This window comes from Streptomyces cucumeris, assembly GCF_024295805.1.
GTDB classification, from domain to species: domain Bacteria; phylum Actinomycetota; class Actinomycetes; order Streptomycetales; family Streptomycetaceae; genus Streptomyces; species Streptomyces cucumeris.
On the sequence record NZ_JANCLX010000049.1, the window covers coordinates 1 to 21,981 of the forward strand.

Sequence of the window (21,981 nt, forward strand, 5' to 3'; positions counted from 1 at the left end):
ATAGTGTTTCGGTGGTCATTGCGTTAGGGAAACGCCCGGTTACATTCCGAACCCGGAAGCTAAGCCTTTCAGCGCCGATGGTACTGCAGGGGGGACCCTGTGGGAGAGTAGGACGCCGCCGAACAATTTGTGCAAAAGCCCCCGAAGGGAACATCAATTCCCGTCGGGGGCTTTTTGCTGTCTCTGTGGTCCCGACCCGGTGCGAGGGTGGTACCTCCCTACCGGTAAGGTCATGAAGCATCATCGGAACGTTCTCGCAGGAGGCTCCCGGGTGGAGGTCCAGGAGACACGCGTTCAGACGGACCGTGTACTCACGATCCCGAACATCCTCAGCGCCGCGCGCCTCCTCGGCGTGCCGCTTTTCCTGTGGTTGATTCTCCGGCCCGAGTTCGGCGGGCCCAAGAGCGATGGCTGGGCCCTGCTGGTTCTGCTGCTCAGCGGTGTGAGCGACTATCTCGACGGCAAGCTGGCCCGCCGTTGGAACCAGATCTCCAGTCTCGGCCGGATCCTCGATCCGGCGGCCGACCGCCTCTACATTCTGTCTACACTCGTCGGCCTCACCTGGCGCGAGATCCTGCCCATCTGGTTGCCGGCGGTACTTCTCGCCCGGGAGCTGGTGCTGCTCGTGATGGTGTGGATCCTCCGCCGTCACGGCTATCCGCCACCCCAGGTGAACTTCCTCGGCAAGGCTGCCACGTTCAACCTGATGTACGCCTTCCCCTTGCTCCTTCTGAGTGATGGAACCGGCTGGCTTCACACGACCGCCGCCATTTTCGGATGGGCGTTCGCCGGATGGGGTACAACACTCTATTGGTGGGCAGGAGTCCTCTACGTGGTTCAGGTCCGCCGACTTGTCAGGGCGGACGCCGCGGCCGACTGAGCTCGCTGTTGCGCCAGCCTGTGGAGGCCGGGTGCCCGTAGCGCGGCCCAGGGCCATCGGGCGTGCGCGGTCGGCATGACCGTCGTCTCTTCAAGGAGGACGCTTCCGACATGAAGGCCGTCGTGATGGCGGGAGGCGAGGGAACTCGTCTGCGCCCGATGACCTCGACCATGCCCAAACCGCTGCTGCCTGTGGCCAACCGGCCCATCATGGAGCATGTGCTGCGGCTGCTGAAGCGGCATGGGCTGTCCGAGACCGTGGTGACCGTCCAGTTCCTCGCCTCCCTGGTGAAGAACTACTTCGGTGACGGCGAGGAGCTCGGCATGGAGCTCACGTACGCCAACGAGGAGAAGCCACTCGGTACCGCCGGCAGCGTCAAGAACGCGGAAGAGGCACTCAAGGACGATGCCTTTCTGGTCATCTCCGGTGATGCCCTGACAGATTTTGACCTGACCGAGCTGATCAATTTCCATAAGGAAAAGGGTGCGCTCGTCACCGTCTGTCTGACCCGTGTCCCCAATCCGCTGGAATTCGGCATCACCATCGTCGACGAGGGCGGGAAGGTCGAGCGCTTCCTGGAGAAGCCCACCTGGGGCCAGGTCTTCTCCGACACGGTCAACACCGGCATCTACGTCATGGAGCCGGAGGTCTTCGACTACGTCGAGCCCGATGTTCCCGTGGACTGGTCCGGCGATGTCTTCCCGCAGCTCATGAAGGAAGGCAAGCCGATCTTCGGCTATGTCGCCGAGGGCTACTGGGAGGACGTAGGCACCCATGAGAGCTATGTGAAGGCCCAGGCCGACGTCCTCGAGGGGAAGGTCGACGTCGAGATCGACGGATTCGAGATCTCGCCCGGTGTCTGGGTCGCCGAAGGCGCCGAGGTCCATCCGGACGCCGTGCTCCGCGGCCCGCTCTACATCGGCGACTACGCCAAGGTCGAAGCGGACGCCGAGATCCGTGAGCACACCGTCGTCGGTTCCAACGTCGTGGTGAAGACCGGTGCCTTCCTCCACAAGGCGGTGGTGCACGACAACGTCTACGTCGGCCAGCAGAGCAATCTGCGCGGCTGCGTCATCGGGAAGAACACCGACATCATGCGCGCCGCCCGGATCGAGGACGGCGCGGTCATCGGTGATGAAGTCCTGATCGGCGAGGAGTCGATCGTCCAGGGCAACGTCCGGGTGTATCCGTTCAAGACCATCGAGGCGGGCGCCTTCGTCAACACCTCGGTGATCTGGGAGTCCCGGGGCCAGGCCCATCTGTTCGGCACCCGAGGGGTCTCCGGGATCCTGAACGTGGAGATCACCCCGGAGCTCGCGGTGCGGCTGGCCGGGGCGTACGCGACCACCCTGAAGAAGGGCTCCACGGTCACCACGGCACGTGACCACTCCCGTGGTGCGCGCGCCCTCAAACGGGCGGTGATCTCCGCCCTGCAGACCAGCGCCATCGATGTGCGGGACCTGGAGAACGTACCGCTGCCGGTGGCCCGTCAGCAGACCGCACGCGGCAGCGCAGGCGGCATCATGATCCGTACCTCACCCGGGGTGCCGGACTCGGTCGACATCATGTTCTTCGACGAGCGCGGCGCCGATCTGTCGGCCACCCGCCAGCGCAAGCTGGACCGGGTGTACGCGCGCCAGGAGTACCGCCGGGCGTTCCCCGGCGAGATCGGTGACCTCAGCTTCCCGTCCAGCGTCTTCGACTCGTACACCGGGTCGTTGCTGCGGGCCGTGGACATCAGCGGTATCGCCGAGTCCGGTCTCAAGGTCGTCGTGGACGCCTCGAACGGAAGTGCCGGTCTGGTCCTTCCCAGCCTGCTCGGCCGACTCGGGGTGGACGCCCTGACGATCAACCCGGGTCTCAACGAGTCCCGTCCGACGGAGACCGCCGACGCCCGCCGTTCCGGCCTGGCTCGGCTCGGTGAGATCGTCGCCTCGGCCCGTGCCGCCTTCGGGGTGCGGTTCGACCCGGTCGGTGAGCGGCTGTCCCTGGTGGACGAGCGCGGCCGCATCGTGGAGGACGACCGGGCGCTGCTCGTCATGCTGGACCTGGTGGCCGCCGAGCGGCGCAGCGGACAGGTGGCGCTCCCGGTCACCACCACCCGTATCGCCGAGCAGGTCGCGGCGTACCACGGCACCCAGGTGGAGTGGACGACCACGGCCGCGGACGACCTGACCCGGGTGGCCCGCGCGGATACGACCGTTTTCGGTGGCGACGGGCGCGGCGGTTTCATCATCCCCGAGTTCAGCAGCGTCTTCGACGGCACGGCGGCCTTCGCGCGGCTCATCGGGCTGGTGGCACGTACGCAGTTGACGTTGAGTCAGATCGACGCCAGGATCCCGCGCGCCCATGTGCAGCGTCGTGATCTGGCCACCCCCTGGGCGGTCAAGGGCCTGGTGATGCGGCATGTGGTGGAGGCCGCGGGCGACCGGTCGGTGGACACCACCGACGGGGTGCGCGTGGTCGAGGCCGACGGACGCTGGGTGATGGTGCTGCCCGATCCGGCCGAGGCCGTCACCCATCTGTGGGCCGAGGGTCCGGACGACGCCTCCGCGCAGGCCCTGCTGGACGAGTGGTCGGGCGTCGTGGACAGCGCGGGGCGCTGACCTGGGGGGCGTTCCGTCGCCTTTGCGCGCGTCGGGGCGCCGCCTCGCGGCCCCGGATCCGGCACGCCGGTGGGGCCATTGGGTGACGGCGCCCCCGACGTGCGACGATGTGCGGCATGTCGCAGGAGCCCCCCGTTCGGAGCACAGCATCGCCGAGCCCGCGCCCGCGTCTCGACGCGTCCATGTCGTTGCTGACCAATGTGATGGACCACAGCCTCGACGACGGCTATGCGGAGGCGGCGGCACGGCGCGGCGAAACCGGGCGCTCGAGGCTGCCCCGGACGCTGCGCGCCAAGCTGGGGCTGGCCTTCGGCCTGGTGCTGGTGGCGGTCGTGGTGACGATCGGGGCCGCCGAGGCGCGGATATCTGCGCCCACGCTCGCCAAGGAGCGGGAGGAGCTCATCGACCGCATCGAGCGGGGCAACGCGGATGCGGACGAGCTCACCGAGAATGTGGACGAGCTCCGCGACGAGGTCGGGGAGATGCAGCGGCAGGCGCTGGAGAAGCACGGCGGGGACAAGGGGGAACTGGTCGCGCTGCTGTCGGGGGCGACCGAGGTGACCGGTCCCGGTCTGAAGCTGGTCGTCAATGACGCCAAGCACGCCGAGAGCAGTGGCGGGGGGCCGCGGGAGCGCTCCGACTTCTCCGACACCGGGCGGGTCCGCGACCACGACATGCAACGCGTGATCAACGGGCTGTGGGAGGCGGGGGCGGAAGCCGTCTCGATCAACGGTCAGCGGCTGACCGCACTGTCGGCGATCCGGGCCGCCGGTGACGCCATACTGGTCGACAACAAGCCGCTGGCGCCGCCCTATACGGTGCTCGCGGTGGGGGACGGCCAGCGGCTGAGCACCCGCTTCCAGGACAGTGCCGACGGACAGTATCTCCATGTCCTCAAGGAGAACTACGACATCCGCACCAGCATTACCGCCCAGGACACGGTCCGGCTCCCGGCCGCGCCGAGTCTGATCGTACGTACCGCGGAACCGATAGCCGGTGGCGCGGGCAAGGGTGGCGCCGAAACCGCCGACACAGGGAAGGGCACATCGTGATCGCCGTATTGGGCCTCATCGTGGGAGTCGTGGTCGGACTTGTGGTCCGACCCGTGGTGCCGACGGTGGTCGAGCCCTATCTGCCGATCGCTGTCGTCGCGGCACTCGACGCGGTCTTCGGCGGCTTCCGCGCGATGCTGGACGGCATCTTCGACGACAAGGTCTTCGTCGTGTCGTTCCTGTCCAACGTGGTGGTGGCCGCGCTGATCGTCTTCCTGGGCGACAAGCTGGGCGTCGGCGCCCAGCTGTCCACGGGGGTCGTGGTGGTCCTCGGTATCCGGATCTTCTCCAATGCCGCCGCGATCCGGCGCCATGTGTTCCGGGCGTGAGGCCGATGACGACTGACAACACCCCCGAGCAGCCGGAGCGGCCCGGACAGGAGCCGCGACCCGAGCGACCTGAGCGGACCGAGCGACCTGAGCCGGAGGCCGGGAGCCAGGGGCGCCCGGAGCGGAACGGCCCGGGCGAGCGGCCCGAGCGGTCCCAGCCCCAGAAGCCTCAGCAGTCCCGTGGGCCTCAGACGTCCCGACCGCAATCCGATGAGCCGGGCACGGCCGATCGTCCCGCCGCGGCCGGACGCCCGCTTCCGCCCGAGCGGCCGCGCGATGAGCGTGCCGGGGACGAGCAGTCCGCCGCCCCGTCCGGCGAGGAGCCGCGTAAGGGTGCCCACGACGCCGCGGGGCCCGCGCCCGACCGGTCGGCCGAGGAGGACGCGGAGGAGCCGCTCACCGGCCGTCAGCGCCTGGTGAAGGGCCTCTGGCCGCCCCGGATGACGCGTGCCCAGCTGATCGTCGCCCTGCTGCTGTTCGGACTCGGCCTCGGTCTGGCCATCCAGGTGCGCTCGACCAACGAGAACAGCGTGCTGCGCGGCGCCCGCCAGGAGGATCTGGTGCGGATCCTCGACGAGTTGGACGACCGCACCCAGCGGCTCCAGGACGAGAAGCGCCGTCTGGAGGGGCAGCGCACCGAACTGGAGAACAGCTCGGACCAGGCCGAGGAGGCCCGTAAGCAGACGCTCCAGAAGGAGCAGCAGCTCGGGGTGCTCGCCGGTACGGTCGGTGCCCAGGGACCCGGGATCACGATGACGATCAACGACTCCCGGGGCGCCGTGGAGGCCGACATGCTGCTGGACACCGTCCAGGAACTGCGGGCCGCGGGCGCGGAGGCGATCCAGATCGGCAATGTCCGGGTCGTCGCGAACACCTACTTCGCGGACACCGGCGGAGGGGTCGAGATCGATGGACGGAGGGTGACGCGCCCGTACGTCGTCAAGGTGATCGGCAAGCCGGAGGATCTGGAGCCGGCGCTCAACATTCCGGGCGGTGTGGTGCAGAGTCTGGAGAAGGAGCAGGCCACTGTGTCCATCGTGCGGCAGAAGAAGATCATTGTGGATGCCTTGCGGTCCACGAAGCGGCCTGACTACGCTCGGTCGTCATCACGGTGAGGCGGTTCGAAATGAGGGTCTCTCAGGGAGACCATGTGGACGCGGGGGGTCAACGCACCGGAAGAGTCCCGCGTGATGGAAACTGTCTGGTGGTCACGGACGTTGTGAGGGTGTCCGGACCGTCTGGTGTGTGCGTAGAGGGTTTGTCCTGCCCCACGGGCGGGTCTGTTTCAGTCAAGGGGAATCGCCCGTGAAATTGTTCGGGAAGTTGTTCGGCAAGAGTGCTCGCCAGGACGGCGGCAGCAGCACCGCCCGCCACCGTGCCCCGCGTGCCGCGGAAGAGAGCGGAGGGGGGAGCGAGGAGCGCCCGCTGTTCCGGGATCAGGTCGGTGGTCCGCAGGGCGGCGACATTTCGGGCGGACGGGGCGCGTCTTCTGTTGACCCCTCGACGGCCGGACGCATAGGTTTCGAAGAACCATCGACCTCGAGTGGTGGAGGGTTCGGCTTGCCTGTTTGTACGAGGTGCGGGCATCGGAATGCCGAGGCCAGCCGGTTCTGCTCCAACTGTGGCGCGCCCCTGCGGGGCGGTGCCCCGTCCGAGCGTGCGTCCGAGACCACCTCGACCATCTCGATCTCCGGTCTCGAGGCGTACGACGCCGAGGTCACCGGGCAGACGCAGCTGCCCTCGCTCAGCCCCGAGGCCCAGGCCGCCGTCGAGGCGCTGCCCCTGGGATCGGCGCTGCTGGTGGTCCGCCGCGGCCCCAACTCCGGCAGTCGCTTCCTGCTGGACAGCGATGTGACCACGGCCGGCCGCCACCCGCAGAGCGACATCTTCCTGGACGACGTCACGGTCTCCCGCCGCCATGTGGAGTTCCGGCGCGGCCAGGACGGCAGCTTCACCGTCGTGGATGTCGGCAGCCTCAACGGGACGTACGTGAACCGCGAGCAGATCGATGCGCCGGTGGTCCTGGCCAGCGGTGACGAGGTGCAGATCGGGAAGTACCGGCTGGTCTTCTACCCGAGCCAGCGAGGCGTCGGCATCTGACCCGTCAGGGGAGGTCCATGCTTCAGACACCGTCGGGGGGGGGCGGGGCCGGCCCCCCCCCCCCCCGGGGGCGGGCCCCCCCCCCCCCCCCGGGGGGGGGGGGGGCCCCCCCCGCCCCCCCCCCCGCGGGTGGCCGGACGATGAGCATCGGCACCGTGCTGAATCTGCTGCGGGACGAGTTCCCCGAGGTCACCCTCTCCAAGATCCGCTTCTTGGAGTCCGAGGGGCTGGTGGAGCCGCGCCGCACCCCCTCCGGGTATCGCAAATTCAGCCAGGAGGATGTGCGGCGGCTCGCCGTGATCCTCCGGATGCAGCGTGATCACTATCTGCCGCTCAAGGTCATCCGGGAGCATCTGGAGGCCCTGGAGCGCGGTGAGCGGCCACCGCTGCCCGCCGGTGCGCAGGGGGAGCCGGGGCGCGAGCTGCTGGACCCGGCGTCCGAGGCGCCCCCGGAGGGCCCCACCGCCGCCCGGGTGGGCCGCGCCGAGCTGCTGGCGGCGGCCGAGGTCGGCGAGGCGGAGCTGGCCGAATGGGAGTCCTACGGTCTGATCGTGGCCACCGGGGACGGCGGATACGACAGCGAGGCGGTGACCGTCGCCCGGCTCCTCGCCGAGCTGGGCCGTTTCGGTCTGGAGCCACGCCATCTGCGGATCATGAAAGCGTCGGCCGAGCGGGAGGCCGGGCTGGTCGAGCAGCTCGTCGCCCCGTTGCGGTTGCATCGAAATCCGCAGACCAGGGCCCATGCGGAGGCCAGTGCACGGGAGCTTGCCACCCTCTCCGTACGGCTTCATGCGGCCCTTGTGCAGACCGCTCTGCGGGCCCAGGCGCACTGAGCGGCTGGGCCCCGACTATCCAAACCGACCGCGCACGTCCTAGGGTTGCTGTGTGAACGAGCTCGACGTCGTGGGTGTCCGGGTGGAAATGCCCTCCAACCAACCGATCGTGCTCCTGCGCGAAGTGGGAGGCGACCGCTACCTCCCCATCTGGATCGGACCAGGGGAGGCGACAGCGATTGCCTTCGCCCAGCAGGGCATGGCACCGGCGCGCCCGCTGACCCACGACCTTTTCAAGGACGTGCTCGAAGCGGTCGGCCAGCAGCTCACCGAGGTCCGGATCACGGACCTGCGCGAGGGGGTCTTCTACGCGGAGCTGGTGTTCGCCAGCGGTGTCGAGGTCAGCGCACGGCCGTCCGACGCCATAGCGCTCGCCCTGCGGACCGGGACGCCGATCTACGGCAGCGACGGTGTGCTGGACGACGCCGGCATCGCGATCCCGGACGAGCAGGAGGACGAGGTCGAGAAGTTCCGCGAGTTCCTCGACCAGATCTCGCCCGAGGATTTCGGGACCAGCAGCCAGTAAGCCTCCGACATGCCGTGACAACAAGACATGCCGTGACAACAAGTGGCCACGAATGCCGGTCCTCGCTAGAGCATTCGAGTAGCCTTTCCCGGAAGAGGGACACGGGAAACCACCCTTAGGGTGATTATCACTCGGCGTGGCGAGTGTGGCGATCGTTGACGCACCCCGGGTGACTGCCTACCTTCAAGATGGCAGGTCGAGGACGGAGGTCGGCGTGAGAAGCACCGGCGACGGCACGGCGGCCGGCGGTCCGTTTGCGCTCCAGGGGGGCGCACCGGCCGAACCGGCACTCAAGGCTCGGGTCGCGGCACAGGTCGCGCCGCCGGGCGGGGAGCCCGCCGCGGAGGGGACGGAGCGGGTCGGCTACCGCGGACCCACCGCGTGCGCGGCCGCGGGTATCACCTACCGCCAGCTGGACTACTGGGCCCGTACCGGCCTGGTGGAGCCCAGCGTACGGCCCGCCTACGGCTCGGGGAGCCAGCGGCTGTACAGCTTCCGGGACGTGGTCGTCCTGAAGATCGTCAAGCGGCTGCTGGACACCGGTGTGTCCTTGCAGAACATCCGGGCCGCCGTCCAGCACCTGCGCGCCCGCGGGCTGGACGACCTCGCCCAGATGACCCTGATGAGTGACGGCGCCACCGTGTACGAGTGCACCTCGCCCGATGAGGTCGTCGACCTGCTCCAGGGTGGTCAGGGCGTCTTCGGGATCGCGGTCGGCGTGGTGTGGCGGGATGTCGAGAGCGCGCTGTCCCAGCTCCACGGGGAGCGTGTGGACACCGGCGAGACGCTGGTCGGCAACAACCCCGCCGATGAGCTGGCCCGCCGCCGGAACAGGGCGGGCTGACGGGACGGGGGGCTCCTCCCGGCGGTGGCCGGGGGAGCGCCTGGCCCGTACGGCCCGGATGTCAGTGGCGTAGGGCAGCATCGGAGATGTGAGGGCCGCGCCGACGATCCTGCATCTGGACATGGACGCCTTCTTCGCCGCGGCGGAGCAGGCGGCCAAGCCCAGCCTGCGCGGCAAACCGGTGATCGTGGGTGGCCTCGGGCCGCGGGGCGTGGTCGCCACGGCTTCCTATGAGGCGCGGGTGTTCGGGGTCCATTCGGCCATGGCGATGGCGCAGGCCCGCCGGCTGTGTCCGAACGCCGCCTATCTCACCCCCCGCTTCACCTTGTACCGCCGGGTGAGTGACGCCGTGATGACGCTGCTGCACACCCTGTCGCCGCTGGTGGAGCCGCTGAGCCTGGACGAGGCGTTCGTGGACTTGGAGGCGGGCGGCACCGAGCCATCGGTCGGCGCCGCGCGGGCGGTGGGGGAGCGGCTGCGGACCGAGATACGGGCGGTGACGGGGCTGACCGGTTCGGTCGGGCTGGCCGGGTCCAAGATGCTCGCCAAGATCGCCTCGGAGCGGGCCAAGCCCGACGGCCTGGTGGTCATCGAGCCGGGTACGGAGCGGGAGCTGCTCGCGCCCCTGTCCGTGCGCACCCTGCCGGGCGTCGGTCCGGCCACGGCCGAGGCGCTGCGGAGGGCCGGGATCCACACCGTGCTGGAGACCCGGGAGGCGGGCGAGGCGGAGCTGGTGCGGCTGCTGGGCCGGGCACACGGGGCGTCGCTGTATCTGATGGCCTGCGGACGGGACGAGCGCCCGGTGGTGGCGGAGCGGGATACCAAGTCCGTGTCGGTGGAGGACACCTTCGACGTCGATCTGACCGACCGCACCCGGGTGCAGCTTGAGGTGGCGCGGCTCGCCGACCGCTGTGTGGGGCGGCTGCGCGCGGCGGGTCATTCGGGGCGCACGATCGTGCTCAAGGTGCGGCGGTACGACTTCTCCACGATGACCCGCTCGGAGACGCTGCGGGGTCCCACGGACGACCCCGCGGTGGTGCGGGAGGCGGCGGCCCGGCTGCTGGAGGGCGTGGACACCACGGCGGGTGTGCGGCTGCTGGGCGTGGGGGTGAGCGGTCTGGCGGACTTCACCCAGGAGGACCTGTTCGCACAGGCGGCGCAGGCGGCACAGGCCGCGGAGGCGGCGCGGGCCGCTCATGAGGCGCCGGAGGGCGGGGAGGCGGCTCCGGGCGGCGGTGGCCCCGAGGGCCCGGGAGCGGGCGCGGAGGGGGCCGCCGAGCACCCCGGAGCGCCGCGGCGCTGGCTGCCGGGGACGGATGTACGGCACAGCGAGTTCGGTGAGGGATGGGTGCAGGGCAGTGGGGTGGGCCGGGTGACGGTGCGCTTCGAGACGCCCTGGTCCGGGCCCGGCCGGGTGCGGACGTTCGCCGTGGACGACCCGGCGCTGGAGCCGGGTGAGCCGCTGCCGCTGCTGGAGCCCGGCGGGGCCGGGGCCGGGCCCGCCGCTTCCGACGGCCCCGGCGCCGCTGCGGCCCCTGACTCCGACCGGGTCCAGGGCTCCGGCCGGGGTCAGCCGGTGACGTCCAGTCCGTAGTGGTGGTAGAGCTGGAGCTCCTGCTCGGGTGAGAGATGGCGGCCCACCCCGAAGTCGGGGGCGTCCTTGATCAGCGCCCGTTCGTAGGGCACCCGGAGCGTGTCGCCGACGACCTCGCTCGGTTCCAGCGGTACGAACACATCACGGCTGAACAGTCCGGTGCGTACCGCCGCCCATTCGGGCTCGCCGGTCGCGTCGTCGAGATAGACCTCGTCCACGGTGCCGATCTTGGCGCCCTCGCGGTCGAATGCCTTGCGGCCGATCAGGGTCCGCGGGTCGATATCGGTCTGCACGCTCTCTCCCACAGGTGGCAATTGTCCAGTGATAACTACAAAAAGCCACATCACGTCGCGCGTCCACTCGAGCGGTCGGGGCCCCGCCCGTGCGACAGATGCGCTGGTACGCTGGCTGTGGCTGTAGACCCCGCGCGGGAGAGTTCTCCGTCGATCGCTGACGGAGACGCCGAAGGAGCAAATCCTCCCCGGAATCTCTCAGGCACACGTACCGTGCGGATGAGGTCACTCTGGAAAGCAGGGTGGGTCACGGGCGGGCGTCGCCCCGAAACCCCTCCTCACCGACGGTGAAAGCCGGTCACGGTAAGCGGGCCGGTGAAGCTCTCAGGTTGATGACAGAGGGGGAGGCCGTCCGGGCACCCGCGCCGTGGTGCCCCTCGTCGGTCGTGAGACCAGGAGGCCCCCGCAGATGACCGCCAACCGCATCTCGCTCTCCGATCTGGAGCGCGGTACTCCGTTCGAGCAGCGCCACATCGGTCCCGACAGCGAGGCGCAGGCCAAGATGCTCGCCCAGGTCGGGTTCGGCTCGCTCGACGAGCTGACCGAGACGGCCGTACCGGACGTCATCAAGAGCACCGAGGCTCTGGACCTGCCCCCGGCCCGCACCGAGCCGGAGGTCCTCGCCGAGCTCCGCGGTCTCGCCGACCGCAACCAGGTGCTGCCGTCCATGATCGGCCTGGGTTACTACGGCACCTTCACCCCGCCGGTGATCCTGCGCAACGTCATGGAGAACCCGGCCTGGTACACCGCCTACACCCCCTACCAGCCGGAGATCTCCCAGGGCCGGCTGGAGGCGCTGCTCAACTTCCAGACCGTCGTCTCCGAGCTGACCGGGCTGCCCACCGCCGGTTCCTCGCTGCTGGACGAGGGCACCGCGGCCGCCGAGGCGATGGCGCTCTCGCGCCGCGTCGGCAAGGTCAAGGAAGGCGTCTTCCTGATCGACGCCGACTGTCTGCCGCAGACCATCGCGGTCATCCAGACCCGGGCCGAGCCCACCGGGGTCGAGGTCGTCGTCGCCGATCTGTCGGGGGGCATCCCGGAGGAGGTCGCCGAGCGCGGTGTCTTCGGCGTGCTGCTCCAGTACCCGGGCGCCTCCGGTGAGGTGCGCGACCCCCGCCCGGTCATCGAGCGGGCGCATGAACTCGGCGCGATCGTCACCGTCGCCACCGATCTGCTCGCCCTCACGCTGCTCACCTCCCCCGGTGAGCTGGGCGCGGACATCGCGGTCGGCAACAGCCAGCGGTTCGGTGTGCCGATGGGCTTCGGCGGCCCGCACGCCGGTTTCATGGCCGTCCGGGACACCTTCGCCCGCAGCCTGCCCGGCCGCCTCGTCGGGGTCTCGGTCGACGCCGACGGCGACAAGGCGTACCGGCTGGCCCTCCAGACGCGTGAGCAGCACATCCGCCGGGAGAAGGCCACCAGCAACATCTGCACCGCCCAGGTCCTGTTGGCCGTCATGGCCGGGATGTACGCGGTCTACCACGGTCCCGACGGGCTGGCGGTCATCGCCCGCCGCACCCACCGCTACGCCACCGTCCTGGCCGAGGGGCTGCGCGCGGGCGGGGTCGAGGTCGCGCACGGCGCCTTCTTCGACACCCTCACCGCCAGGGTGCCCGGCCGCGCCGCCGACGTCGTCGCCGCGGCCCGCGAGGCCGGGGTGAATCTGCGGCTGACCGACGCCGACCACGTCGGCATCGCCTGTGACGAGACCACCGGGCGCGCCCAGCTCGCCGCCGTCTGGTCCGCCTTCGGCGTCGACGGCGGCAGCGGTGAGGGCAGCGGCATCCCCTCCATAGACGAACTGGACGCCGCCGCGGGCGAGGCGCTGCCGCAGGAGCTGCTGCGCGGGGACGCCTATCTGACCCACCCGGTCTTCCACCAGCACCGCTCCGAGACCGCGATGCTGCGCTATCTGCGCCGGCTCTCCGACCGGGACTACGCCCTGGACCGGGGCATGATCCCGCTCGGCTCGTGCACCATGAAGCTCAACGCCACGACCGAGATGGAGCCGGTCACCTGGCCCGAGTTCGGTGCCCTGCACCCGTTCGCGCCGATCGAGCAGGCCCAGGGCTATCTGACGCTCATCCGCGAGCTGGAGGAGCGGCTGGCCGCCGTCACCGGCTACGACAAGGTCTCCCTCCAGCCCAACGCGGGTTCCCAGGGTGAGCTGTCCGGGCTGCTGGCCGTGCGCGCCTACCACCGGGCCAACGGCGACACCCAGCGGACCGTCTGTCTGATCCCGTCCTCCGCGCACGGCACCAACGCGGCCAGCGCCGTGATGGCGGGCATGAAGGTCGTCGTGGTGAAGACCGGCGAGGACGGCGAGGTGGACACCGACGACCTGCGCGCCAAGATCGAGAAGCACGGCGACGAACTGTCCGTCCTGATGGTCACCTACCCCTCCACCCACGGGGTGTTCGAGGAGCACATCACCGAGATCTGCGCCGCCGTGCACGACGCGGGCGGCCAGGTCTACGTGGACGGCGCCAACCTCAACGCGCTGGTCGGGCTCGCCGAGCCGGGCCGGTTCGGCGGCGACGTCTCGCACCTCAACCTGCACAAGACCTTCTGCATCCCGCACGGCGGCGGCGGTCCGGGCGTGGGCCCGGTCGCGGTGCGCGAGCACCTGGCGCCGTTCCTCCCCAACCACCCGCTGCAGCCCGCCGCCGGTCCGGCCACCGGCGTCGGCCCGGTCTCGGCCGCCCCGTGGGGTTCCGCGGGCATCCTGCCGATCTCCTGGGCGTACGTCCGGCTGATGGGCGGCGAGGGACTGCGCCGCGCCACCCAGGTCGCGGTGCTGGGCGCCAACTACATCGCCAAGCGGCTGGAGCCGCACTACCCGGTGCTCTACACCGGCCCCGGCGGTCTGGTGGCCCATGAGTGCATCATCGATCTGCGCCCGCTCACCAAGGCGACCGGTGTGACCGTCGACGATGTGGCCAAGCGGCTGATCGACTACGGCTTCCACGCGCCCACCATGTCGTTCCCGGTGGCCGGCACGCTGATGATCGAGCCGACGGAGAGCGAGGACCTGGCGGAGCTGGACCGCTTCTGCGAGACGATGATCGCGATCCGCGCGGAGATCGACAAGGTCGCCTCGGGCGAATGGGCCAAGGAGGACAACCCGCTGCGGAACGCTCCGCACACCGCCGCGGCGCTCGGCGGGGAGTGGGACCACCCGTACTCCCGGGAGGAAGCGGTGTTCCCGGCCGGGGTGTCGGCCGCGGACAAGTACTGGCCGCCGGTGCGGCGGATCGACGGGGCGTTCGGGGACCGCAACCTCGTCTGCTCCTGCCCGCCGCTGGACTCCTACGAGGGCTGATCCGGGGGCTGGACATGCGAACGGGGTGCCATCGGGCACCCCGGGATGCGGGGCCGGTTCGGCGAAGGCGCCGGGCCGGCCCCGGTGTTTCTGCCGTCCTCGGCCGTGTGGGCCAAGGCGGCGGTCGGGTGACGTCTAGGCGGCGGTCACCACGTGTTCGGAACCGCGCGGGCGGCACGGAGCGATGACGCGTCCGTCCGGCAGCAGCTCACCGGTGTCCTCGAAGAGCAGGACGCCGTTGCACAGCAGGCTCCAGCCCTGCTCCGGATGGTGCGCCACCAGATGGGCGGCCTCCCGGTCGGCGGAGTCGGCTGACGGACAGGGTGGTTGGTGCTGGCACATGGCAGGGTTCTTTCGCTGCGGTGTGGTGAAGGTGCTGCGGTTCTTCGCGGCGTTCATGGCCGCCCCCCGTGGTGAGTAGGTCGGTTGCACCCAGTGTTGCCCTACGGGCCGGATTCCGCAGGGATTTAGCGGTACCGGTCTTGCTAGATAATGACGCATCACCCGTCCGGACGGTTCATCGCGGCGGGACTGTTACCAGGACGCAGCGGAGCGCCCTGTGACCCGGTGGTCACAGGGCGCTCCGCTCCTGGTGAACGCACTGGTCAGGCAGGCTGGCCCAACAGTGGTGCCCGGGTGAGCCGCAGTGTGAGGGCGGGCAGCAGATCCGCCGCGCGGTGTGCCCGGTGGGCCGCGATCCCGGGTGGCGCCGGGGCCAGCGGCACCAGGAGGTCGCCCGCGCCCAGCGAGCCGTCGGCCGCCTCCGCCGCCGGGTTCTCGTGCAGCCACAGCGTGACCATGTACATCTCCGGGATCGACAGCAGCCTCGGCTGGTAGCCCGTCGGCAGCGACTCCGCCTCGCGCAGGGCCAGTTCGGCCGATGCGACGTACGGCCCCTCGGAGAAGTGCGAGAACGCCCAGCCGTCCGCGGTGAGTACGGCCTCGGCGGCGGCCACCGTACGGCCCTCGTCACGGATCATGAAGCGCCATCCATGGAGCCGGGTCCGCGGTGACCCCGAGGGTGCGTTGATGGCGTCCAAGACGTGTACGGGCAGCGGGAGTTCAGGATCGAAGGGGCCCGGAAGGGCGGCGAGCCCCGGGGTGCGGACCTCATGGACGGCGGTGGGGGAACCGAGGGCCGTGAGGACGCTGCGCAGGGCGGGCGCGGGAGCCGGGGGCACGAGCAGCGGCATGGTGGGTGGCCTCTCACTCAGGAGACACGGTGAAGCGGCAGCGGGCCGTTGTGCCGACAACGCTGTCGGTGTGCGGGGGTCATACGCGGGTCAGAGGGCGCCGGGACAAACTGTCCGGGCGTTATCTCTCCGCCTCGTTAACCGAGTTTATACGAACTATGTTCCCGGCATGTTTCCGCTAGCTGTGCGCGGTATTGCCGACAAGGGGTATTCAGGACCGCGCAGGCGTGGGGATTTTCCCCGATTCTGTGCCAGATGCATGGATATGACCTGGCTTTTTGTCACCATCGCGGTAGGCTGGATCTCGCCGGTGCATTTCCCGGCCCTTTGCGCCGTGGTTGAGAGCGTACCGGTTGGGGGGTCCGCGCGGGGCGTTATCGATCACATTGGTGGGCATCATCGAGCGTGGTGTACGCGGCTGATGCCGGTGATCCACACGAGGAAGGACGCTTCGATGGGGGAGAAGGTCGTAGCCGGTGAGTTCGACCCGTCCGGTCGGCAGCGGCAGCGCGGTCGGCTCCGGCAGTGCCTGGACGGGCTCGGCCGGCTCCTGGCGGAGAAGCGATTCGACCGCCCGCGGAATCTCATGGGGCTGGAGATCGAACTCAATCTCGCCGGTGCCGACGGGATGCCCAGGATGATGAACGCGGAGGTTCTGGAGCGCATCGCGAGCCATGATTTCCAGACGGAACTCGGGCAGTGCAATCTTGAAGTGAACATCGTGCCCCACCGTTTGCACGGCAGGGTTCTCGATCAGCTCTCGGAGGAGCTTCGAACCGGGTTGTCATATGCCGACCGCAAGGCGCGGGAAGTGTCCTCCGAGATCGTGATGATCGGAATTCTGCCCACCCTCGCCGCCCGGGACCTGGGATCGGCGAACCTGTCCTACGACGATCGCTACAAACTCCTCAACGAACAGATGCTGGCGGCCCGCGGCGAGGATTTCCTCATCGACATGGAGGGGCAGGAGCGCTTCACCTACGCCAGTTCCTCGATCGCCCCCGAGGCCGCCTGCACCTCGGTACAGCTCCATCTCCAGGTCACGCCCGGGCGGTTCGCGGCGGTGTGGAACGCGGCGCAGGCGGTGGCCGCGGTGCAGATCGCGGTGGGCGCCAACGCCCCGTTCGTCTTCGGGCGGGAGGTGTGGCGGGAGTCCAGGCCACCGCTGTTCCTCCAGGCCACCGACGTCCGTCCACCGGAGTACGCCGCCCAGGGCGTCCGGCCGCGCACCTGGTTCGGTGAGCGCTGGATCAGCGACGCCTATGAGCTGTTCGAGGAGAACCTGCGGTACTTCCCCCCGCTGCTGTCGACCGGTCAGGACGAGGACCCGCTGCGGGTGCTGGACGACGGCGGGGTGCCCGCCCTGCATGAACTGGTCCTGCACAACGGCACGATCTACCGCTGGAACCGGCCGGTCTACGACATCGCCGGCGGGGTGCCGCATCTGCGCGTGGAGAACCGGGTGCTGCCCGCGGGTCCCACCGTCACCGACGTCATCGCCAACGCGGCCTTCTACTACGGACTGGTGCGGGCACTGGCCGAGGAACCCCGCCCGGTGTGGTCGCGGTTGCCGTTCACCGCCGCCGCGAACAACTTCGACGCGGCCTGCCGCCACGGTATCGACGCGGTCCTCCAGTGGCCAAAGCCCGGCCGCTCGGCCGCCCTGGCCCGGACCCCCGCGGTCCGGCTGATACGTGAGGAGCTGCTGCCGCTGGCCGCGGCCGGACTGGACGGCTGGGGCGTCGAACCCGCCGACCGCGACCGCTATCTCGGGGTGATCGAGGAGCGCTGCAAACTGCGGACCAACGGCGCGTCCTGGCAGGCCGCGACCTATCACCGGGCGCTGGGCAGCGGACTGGGGCGGGAGGCGGCGCTGGCCGCCATGACCCGCCGCTACTGCGCCCTGATGCGCACCGACGCACCGGTGCACACCTGGCCGACCGACCTGTCCGGCTGACGCCGGACAGGGGGCCGGCCGGGGCTCACTTCGCCAGGGGCTGGGTGAAGCGCAGCAGGTTGCCCGCGGGGTCGCGGAACGCGCAGTCGCGCACACCGTAGAACTGGTCCATGGGCTCCTGCAGCACTTCGCCGCCCGCGGCGCTGATGCGCTCGAAGGTGGCGTCGCAGTCGTCGGTGGCGAAGATGACGCCGCGCAGCATGCCCTTGGCCATCAGCTCGGCCATGGCCTGCTTGTCGTCGGGCGAGGCGTTGGGGTCGGCCAGGGGCGGTTCCAGGACGATGTTCACATCCGGCTGGGAAGGCGCCCCGACGGTCACCCAGCGCATCCCCTCGAAACCGACGTCGTTGCGGACCTCGAGGCCGAGTACGTCACGGTAGAAGGCGATCGCCTTGTCATGGTCGTCGACGGCGATGAAGCATTGGGACAGCGTGATGGTCATGCCGTTCACGCTACGGCTGAGCGGCGGGGCGCGCTTCTCCGTTCCTGACCGGTCTTGTGTGGATCTTGGCGATGCACGCCGGGATCGCGGCGCCATGATCATGACTGCGGGCCCGGTAGGCGCTCGGGCTCTCGCCGACCAGCTGGGTGAAGCGCGAACTGAACGAACCCAGGGAGGTACAGCCGACCGCGAAGCAGACCTCGGTCACGGTGAGGTCGCCGCGCCGCAGCAGTGCCTTGGCCCGCTCGACACGGCGGGTCATGAGGTAGCCGTAGGGCGTCTCGCCGAAGGCGGCGCGGAAGCTGCGGGAGAAGTGGCCCGGCGACATCAGGGCGCCGCGCGCCAGCGCCGGGACGTCGAGCGGTTCCGCGTAGTCGCGGTCCATCCGGTCACGGGCCCGCCGCAGCCGGACGAGATCGTCGAGATCCTGCCGTTTCACCGGATCAGTTTCGCATGGCGCCGCGGGCCGCGAGCCATGGGCGGACCGGTCAGGAATGGAGAAGCACCGGTCACCGGAGCCTGCCTAGGCTGACGGCCCGTGCTGCGTCTCCGCCGGTGCCCTCCGGAGAAAGCCGGATCGAAGAGAACCAGAAATACTGCTCGAAGCCGGTCAGAGCGAGCCAGGCGCCGACACAGATGGAGATCCCATGAGCAAGGCCCAGCAGAAGGATCAGCGGTCGCCTGTGCCGCACGCCGCCGACAGCCACGATCTGATCCGTGTCCATGGCGCGCGGGAGAACAATCTCAAGGACGTCAGCATCGAGATCCCCAAGCGCCGGCTGACCGTGTTCACCGGTGTCTCGGGCTCGGGCAAGAGCTCGCTGGTGTTCAACACGATCGCCGGGGAGTCGCAGCGGCTGATCAACGAGACCTACAGCGCCTTCGTCCAGGGCTTCATGCCGACGCTGGCCCGGCCCGAGGTCGACGTCCTCGACGGGCTGACCACCGCCATCACCGTCGACCAGCAGCGGATGGGCGGTGACCCCCGCTCCACCGTCGGCACCGCCACCGACGCCAACGCGATGCTGCGCATCCTCTTCAGCAGACTCGGGAAGCCGTATATCGGCCCGCCCAGCGCGTACTCCTTCAATGTGGCCTCGGTGCGGGCGAGCGGCGCGATCACCGTCGAGCGCGGCGCCAAGAAGACGGTGAAGGCGACCTATCAGCGCACCGGCGGTATGTGTGTCCACTGCGAGGGCCGCGGAGCCGTCTCCGACATCGACCTCACCCAGCTCTACGACGACACCAAATCGCTCAGCGAGGGCGCGCTCACCATCCCCGGCTACACGGCGGGCGGCTGGAACCACCGGCTCTACGCCGAGTCGGGCCTGGTCGACCCGGACAAGCCGATCCGCAGGTACACCAAGAAGGAGCTGCAGGACTTCCTGCACCATGAGCCGACCCGGCGGAAGATCGCGGGGATCAATATGACCTACGAGGGTCTGATCCCGCGCATCCAGAAGTCGTTCCTGTCCAAGGACAAGGAGGCGATGCAGCCGCATATCCGGGCGTTCGTGGAGCGCGCGGTCACCTTCACCACCTGCCCCGAGTGCGACGGCACCCGGCTCGGCGAGGGGGCCCGCTCCTCGAAGATCAAGCGGATCTCCATCGCGGACGCCTGCGCGATGGAGATCAGGGACCTCGCGGCATGGGCCGGCGGTCTCACCGAGCCGTCGGTGGCACCGCTGCTCACCGCGTTGCGGCACACCCTCGACTCGTTCGTGGAGATCGGTCTGGGCTATCTCTCGCTGGACCGGGCATCGGGCACGCTCTCGGGCGGCGAGGCGCAGCGGGTCAAGATGATCCGCCACCTCGGCTCCTCGCTCACCGATGTCACCTACGTCTTCGACGAGCCCACCACCGGTCTGCACCCCCATGACATCCAGCGGATGAACGACCTGCTGCTGCGGCTGCGGGACAAGGGCAACACGGTGCTCGTGGTGGAGCACAAGCCCGAGACGATCGCCATCGCCGACCACATCGTCGACCTCGGCCCCGGTGCCGGGGCGGCGGGCGGCACCGTCTGCTTCGAGGGGACCGTCGAGGGGCTGCGGGCCGGGGGCACCGTCACCGGCCGTCACTTCGACGACCGGGCCTCGCTCAAGGAGACCGTGCGCAAGCCCACCGGCGCGCTGGAGATCCGCGGCGCCACGGCGAACAACCTGCGCGAGGTGGACGTCGACATCCCGCTCGGTGTGCTGACCGTCGTCACCGGCGTGGCCGGTTCCGGAAAGAGCTCCCTCGTCCACGGCTCGATCCCCGCCGCCGAGGGCGTGGTGTCGGTCGACCAGACCCCGATCCGCGGTTCGCGGCGCAGCAACCCGGCGACGTACACCGGACTGCTCGAACCGATCCGCAAGGCGTTCGCCAAGGCGGGCGGTGTGAAGCCGGGGCTGTTCAGCGCCAACTCCGAGGGTGCCTGCCCCGCCTGCAACGGCGCCGGGGTCATCTACACCGATCTGGCGATGATGGCCGGTATGGCCACCACCTGCGAGGACTGCGAGGGGAAGCGTTTCCAGCCGGCGGTCCTCGACCACCGGCTCGGCGGCCGGGACATCAGCGAGGTACTCGCGATGTCGGTGACCGAGGCGGAGGAGTTCTTCCGCGCCGGGGAGGCGCGCGTTCCGGCCGCGCACCGAGTCCTGGAACGGCTGGCCGATGTCGGGCTCGGCTACCTCACCATCGGCCAGCCGCTCACCACGCTGTCCGGCGGTGAGCGGCAGCGGCTGAAGCTGGCCACGCATATGGCCGAGAAGGGCGGTGTCTACGTCCTCGACGAGCCGACCGCCGGTCTGCACCTCGCCGATGTCGAGCAGTTGCTCGGGCTGCTCGACCGGCTGGTGGACTCCGGCAAGTCGGTGATCGTCGTCGAGCACCACCAGGCGGTGATGGCGCACGCCGACTGGATCATCGACCTCGGCCCCGGAGCCGGTCATGACGGCGGTTCGGTCGTCTTCGAGGGCACCCCCGCCGACCTGGTCGCCGCCCGTTCCACCCTCACCGGTGAGCACCTCGCGGACTACGTCGGCGGCTGAGGCCCGCGCGCCGCGCGGGCGCCCGCTCCGCAACCTCCGGCCTCGCCGTACGTCCACCCCGGCGACCACGTATTGTCCGGTCGGGAAGGGCCGGTGAGGCCGGGGTGCCCCTCGGCCGTCCAGGTGGCGGACGGTGCGGGCGCTCCGGAGGGAGTGGAGGCAGGAGTGCGGTCACAGGCGCGCGACGCGGAGCTGCCCGTGTACGAGGGCGGGCTTGCGCGGCGGACCCTGCGCAACGAGACGCTGCTGGTGCTCGCGCTGTCACTGGGGGCGAGCGGGCTGTCCGCGCTGATCGACTTCATCGGTTCGGTGACCAAGCCCGGCGGGCTGAAGGACCAGGCGGCCACGCTCAACGCCTCCGACGCGCCGGGGCGGCCCTGGCTGGACCTCGTCTGGCAGCTCTTCGGGATCTCGACCGCGCTGGTCCCGGTCGCGCTGGTGGCCCATCTGCTGCTGCGGGAGGGCGTGGGGCTGCGCACGATCGGCTTCGACCTGACCCGGCCCCGTTTCGACCTGGCGTGGGGAGCCGTGGTCGCGGCCGGTATCGGCGGCTCCGGGCTGCTGCTCTACCTGGGTGCGCGGGCGGCCGGGGGCAATCTCACGGTGGTGCCCGAGGCGCTCCCCGACGTGTGGTGGAAGATCCCGGTCCTGATCGCCTCCGCGGTGCAGAACGCCGTGCTGGAGGAGGTGATCGTGGTCGGCTATCTGCTGCGCAGGCTCGGGCAGTTGGGGTGGACCCCGATGGCCGCACTGCTGGCCAGTTCGGTGCTGCGCGGCTCCTACCACCTCTACCAGGGCATCGGCGGCTTCTTCGGCAATATGGCGATGGGCGTGATCTTCGTCCTGCTCTACCGAAGGTGGGGGCGGGTGGGACCGCTGGTGGCCGCCCATGCGCTGATCGACATCGTGGCGTTCGTCGGCTACGCCCTGCTGGAGGGCCGGGTGGACTGGCTGCCCACCGCCTGACCCGCGCGC

The 21,981-nt window shown here is 69.9% G+C and carries 19 protein-coding genes, 1 rRNA gene and 1 riboswitch; of the genes, 15 read left to right on the forward strand and 5 right to left on the reverse strand.

All coding sequences use genetic code 11. The features are described 5' to 3' along the window. Positions 1-7: 7 nt before the first annotated feature. From rrf to NMK44_RS38860, 11 genes are all read left to right on the forward strand, one after another. Positions 8-124: ribosomal RNA gene (rrf, locus tag NMK44_RS38805) — 5S ribosomal RNA — on the forward strand. A 147-nt stretch (positions 125-271) separates the two neighbouring features. After that, a complete protein-coding gene (clsA, locus tag NMK44_RS38810) occupies positions 272-880 on the forward strand; it encodes a cardiolipin synthase ClsA (protein WP_254752376.1) in 609 nt (202 codons plus the stop codon). Positions 881-990: 110 nt separating this feature from the next. Beyond that, positions 991-3,486 carry a mannose-1-phosphate guanyltransferase gene (locus NMK44_RS38815; RefSeq protein ID WP_254752378.1) on the forward strand — a complete coding sequence of 832 codons (2,496 nt, stop codon included), beginning with the start codon at positions 991-993 and terminating at the stop codon, positions 3,484-3,486. A 107-nt stretch (positions 3,487-3,593) separates the two neighbouring features. Then, positions 3,594-4,538, forward strand: coding sequence for a DUF881 domain-containing protein (locus NMK44_RS38820; RefSeq protein WP_254752380.1), 945 nt, complete (start codon positions 3,594-3,596; stop codon positions 4,536-4,538). Then, the gene (locus NMK44_RS38825) at positions 4,535-4,867 is read left to right on the forward strand and encodes a small basic family protein (protein ID WP_014058688.1); all 333 of its coding nucleotides are present in this window, start codon (positions 4,535-4,537) and stop codon (positions 4,865-4,867) included. The genes NMK44_RS38820 and NMK44_RS38825 overlap by 4 nt, the downstream gene beginning before the upstream one ends. 5 nt (positions 4,868-4,872) lie before the next feature. After that, positions 4,873-5,982: a DUF881 domain-containing protein gene (locus tag NMK44_RS38830; protein ID WP_254752382.1), complete on the forward strand. Its 1,110-nt coding sequence runs from the start codon at positions 4,873-4,875 to the stop codon at positions 5,980-5,982. A 130-nt stretch (positions 5,983-6,112) separates the two neighbouring features. Further along, on the forward strand, positions 6,113-6,967 hold the full coding sequence (locus NMK44_RS42835; protein ID WP_374215405.1) for an FHA domain-containing protein: 855 nt from the start codon (positions 6,113-6,115) through the stop codon (positions 6,965-6,967). A 140-nt stretch (positions 6,968-7,107) separates the two neighbouring features. Next, on the forward strand, positions 7,108-7,800 hold the full coding sequence (gene ftsR / locus NMK44_RS38845; RefSeq protein ID WP_374215406.1) for a transcriptional regulator FtsR: 693 nt from the start codon (positions 7,108-7,110) through the stop codon (positions 7,798-7,800). 52 nt (positions 7,801-7,852) lie between these two features. After that, the gene (locus NMK44_RS38850; protein WP_014058684.1) at positions 7,853-8,326 is read left to right on the forward strand and encodes a bifunctional nuclease family protein; all 474 of its coding nucleotides are present in this window, start codon (positions 7,853-7,855) and stop codon (positions 8,324-8,326) included. 214 nt (positions 8,327-8,540) lie between these two features. Next, positions 8,541-9,170 carry a MerR family transcriptional regulator gene (locus NMK44_RS38855; RefSeq protein WP_254752385.1) on the forward strand — a complete coding sequence of 210 codons (630 nt, stop codon included), beginning with the start codon at positions 8,541-8,543 and terminating at the stop codon, positions 9,168-9,170. An 88-nt stretch (positions 9,171-9,258) separates the two neighbouring features. Next, positions 9,259-10,764, forward strand: a complete 1,506-nt coding sequence (locus tag NMK44_RS38860) for a DNA polymerase IV (RefSeq protein ID WP_254752387.1) — start codon at positions 9,259-9,261, stop codon at positions 10,762-10,764. Here the strand turns inward: NMK44_RS38860 and NMK44_RS38865 are convergent. Further along, positions 10,740-11,057 carry a PRC-barrel domain-containing protein gene (locus NMK44_RS38865; RefSeq protein WP_069873699.1) on the reverse strand — a complete coding sequence of 106 codons (318 nt, stop codon included), beginning with the start codon at positions 11,055-11,057 and terminating at the stop codon, positions 10,740-10,742. The two genes, NMK44_RS38860 and NMK44_RS38865, sit on opposite strands and share 25 nt — an antisense overlap. Positions 11,058-11,182: 125 nt before the next feature. Then, a riboswitch (glycine riboswitch) is annotated at positions 11,183-11,281 on the forward strand. 185 nt (positions 11,282-11,466) lie between these two features. Between NMK44_RS38865 and gcvP the strand changes: the two genes are divergently transcribed. Then, entirely contained in the window at positions 11,467-14,379 is a 2,913-nt protein-coding gene (gene gcvP / locus NMK44_RS38870; protein ID WP_254752389.1) for an aminomethyl-transferring glycine dehydrogenase, read from the forward strand. A 135-nt stretch (positions 14,380-14,514) separates the two neighbouring features. Here the strand turns inward: gcvP and NMK44_RS38875 are convergent, their stop codons facing one another. Both NMK44_RS38875 and NMK44_RS38880 read right to left on the reverse strand, forming a co-directional pair. Beyond that, on the reverse strand, positions 14,515-14,721 hold the full coding sequence (locus NMK44_RS38875; protein WP_302889135.1) for a DUF5999 family protein: 207 nt from the start codon (positions 14,719-14,721) through the stop codon (positions 14,515-14,517). A gap of 263 nt (positions 14,722-14,984) precedes the next feature. Continuing rightward, positions 14,985-15,572 (reverse strand): hypothetical protein, encoded by a 588-nt coding sequence (locus tag NMK44_RS38880; protein ID WP_254752393.1) that lies wholly within the window; start codon positions 15,570-15,572, stop codon positions 14,985-14,987. A 454-nt stretch (positions 15,573-16,026) separates the two neighbouring features. Between NMK44_RS38880 and NMK44_RS38885 the strand changes: the two genes are divergently transcribed. Further along, a complete protein-coding gene (locus tag NMK44_RS38885) occupies positions 16,027-17,529 on the forward strand; it encodes a glutamate-cysteine ligase family protein (RefSeq protein ID WP_254752395.1) in 1,503 nt (500 codons plus the stop codon). Positions 17,530-17,554: 25 nt separating this feature from the next. On the opposite strand, the gene NMK44_RS38890 is transcribed toward NMK44_RS38885, so the two are convergent. After that, entirely contained in the window at positions 17,555-17,971 is a 417-nt protein-coding gene (locus NMK44_RS38890; protein ID WP_254752397.1) for a VOC family protein, read from the reverse strand. A 10-nt stretch (positions 17,972-17,981) separates the two neighbouring features. Further along, positions 17,982-18,410 (reverse strand): helix-turn-helix transcriptional regulator, encoded by a 429-nt coding sequence (locus NMK44_RS38895; RefSeq protein ID WP_254752399.1) that lies wholly within the window; start codon positions 18,408-18,410, stop codon positions 17,982-17,984. 208 nt (positions 18,411-18,618) lie between these two features. Here NMK44_RS38895 and NMK44_RS38900 point away from each other — a divergent pair, with 208 nt between their 5' ends. Together NMK44_RS38900 and NMK44_RS38905 are read left to right on the forward strand one after the other, a co-directional pair. Further along, positions 18,619-21,006: an ATP-binding cassette domain-containing protein gene (locus NMK44_RS38900; RefSeq protein WP_254752401.1), complete on the forward strand. Its 2,388-nt coding sequence runs from the start codon at positions 18,619-18,621 to the stop codon at positions 21,004-21,006. A gap of 165 nt (positions 21,007-21,171) precedes the next feature. Continuing rightward, positions 21,172-21,972 (forward strand): CPBP family intramembrane glutamic endopeptidase, encoded by an 801-nt coding sequence (locus NMK44_RS38905; RefSeq protein ID WP_254752403.1) that lies wholly within the window; start codon positions 21,172-21,174, stop codon positions 21,970-21,972. Positions 21,973-21,981: the final 9 nt, after the last annotated feature.

What these genes read in the sequence shown, in the direction of transcription:
- NMK44_RS38875 (WP_302889135.1), bottom strand. Translation starts at nt 14,721, where the DNA reads ATGTGCCAGCACCAACCACCCTGTCCGTCAGCCGACTCCGCCGACCGG.
- NMK44_RS38885 (WP_254752395.1), top strand. Translation starts at nt 16,027, where the DNA reads ATGGGGGAGAAGGTCGTAGCCGGTGAGTTCGACCCGTCCGGTCGGCAG.
- NMK44_RS38820 (WP_254752380.1), top strand. Translation starts at nt 3,594, where the DNA reads ATGTGCGGCATGTCGCAGGAGCCCCCCGTTCGGAGCACAGCATCGCCG.
- NMK44_RS38815 (WP_254752378.1), top strand. Translation starts at nt 991, where the DNA reads ATGAAGGCCGTCGTGATGGCGGGAGGCGAGGGAACTCGTCTGCGCCCG.
- NMK44_RS38830 (WP_254752382.1), top strand. Translation starts at nt 4,873, where the DNA reads ATGACGACTGACAACACCCCCGAGCAGCCGGAGCGGCCCGGACAGGAG.
- NMK44_RS38880 (WP_254752393.1), bottom strand. Translation starts at nt 15,572, where the DNA reads ATGCCGCTGCTCGTGCCCCCGGCTCCCGCGCCCGCCCTGCGCAGCGTC.
- NMK44_RS38890 (WP_254752397.1), bottom strand. Translation starts at nt 17,971, where the DNA reads ATGACCATCACGCTGTCCCAATGCTTCATCGCCGTCGACGACCATGAC.
- NMK44_RS38900 (WP_254752401.1), top strand. Translation starts at nt 18,619, where the DNA reads ATGAGCAAGGCCCAGCAGAAGGATCAGCGGTCGCCTGTGCCGCACGCC.
- gcvP (WP_254752389.1), top strand. Translation starts at nt 11,467, where the DNA reads ATGACCGCCAACCGCATCTCGCTCTCCGATCTGGAGCGCGGTACTCCG.
- ftsR (WP_374215406.1), top strand. Translation starts at nt 7,108, where the DNA reads ATGAGCATCGGCACCGTGCTGAATCTGCTGCGGGACGAGTTCCCCGAG.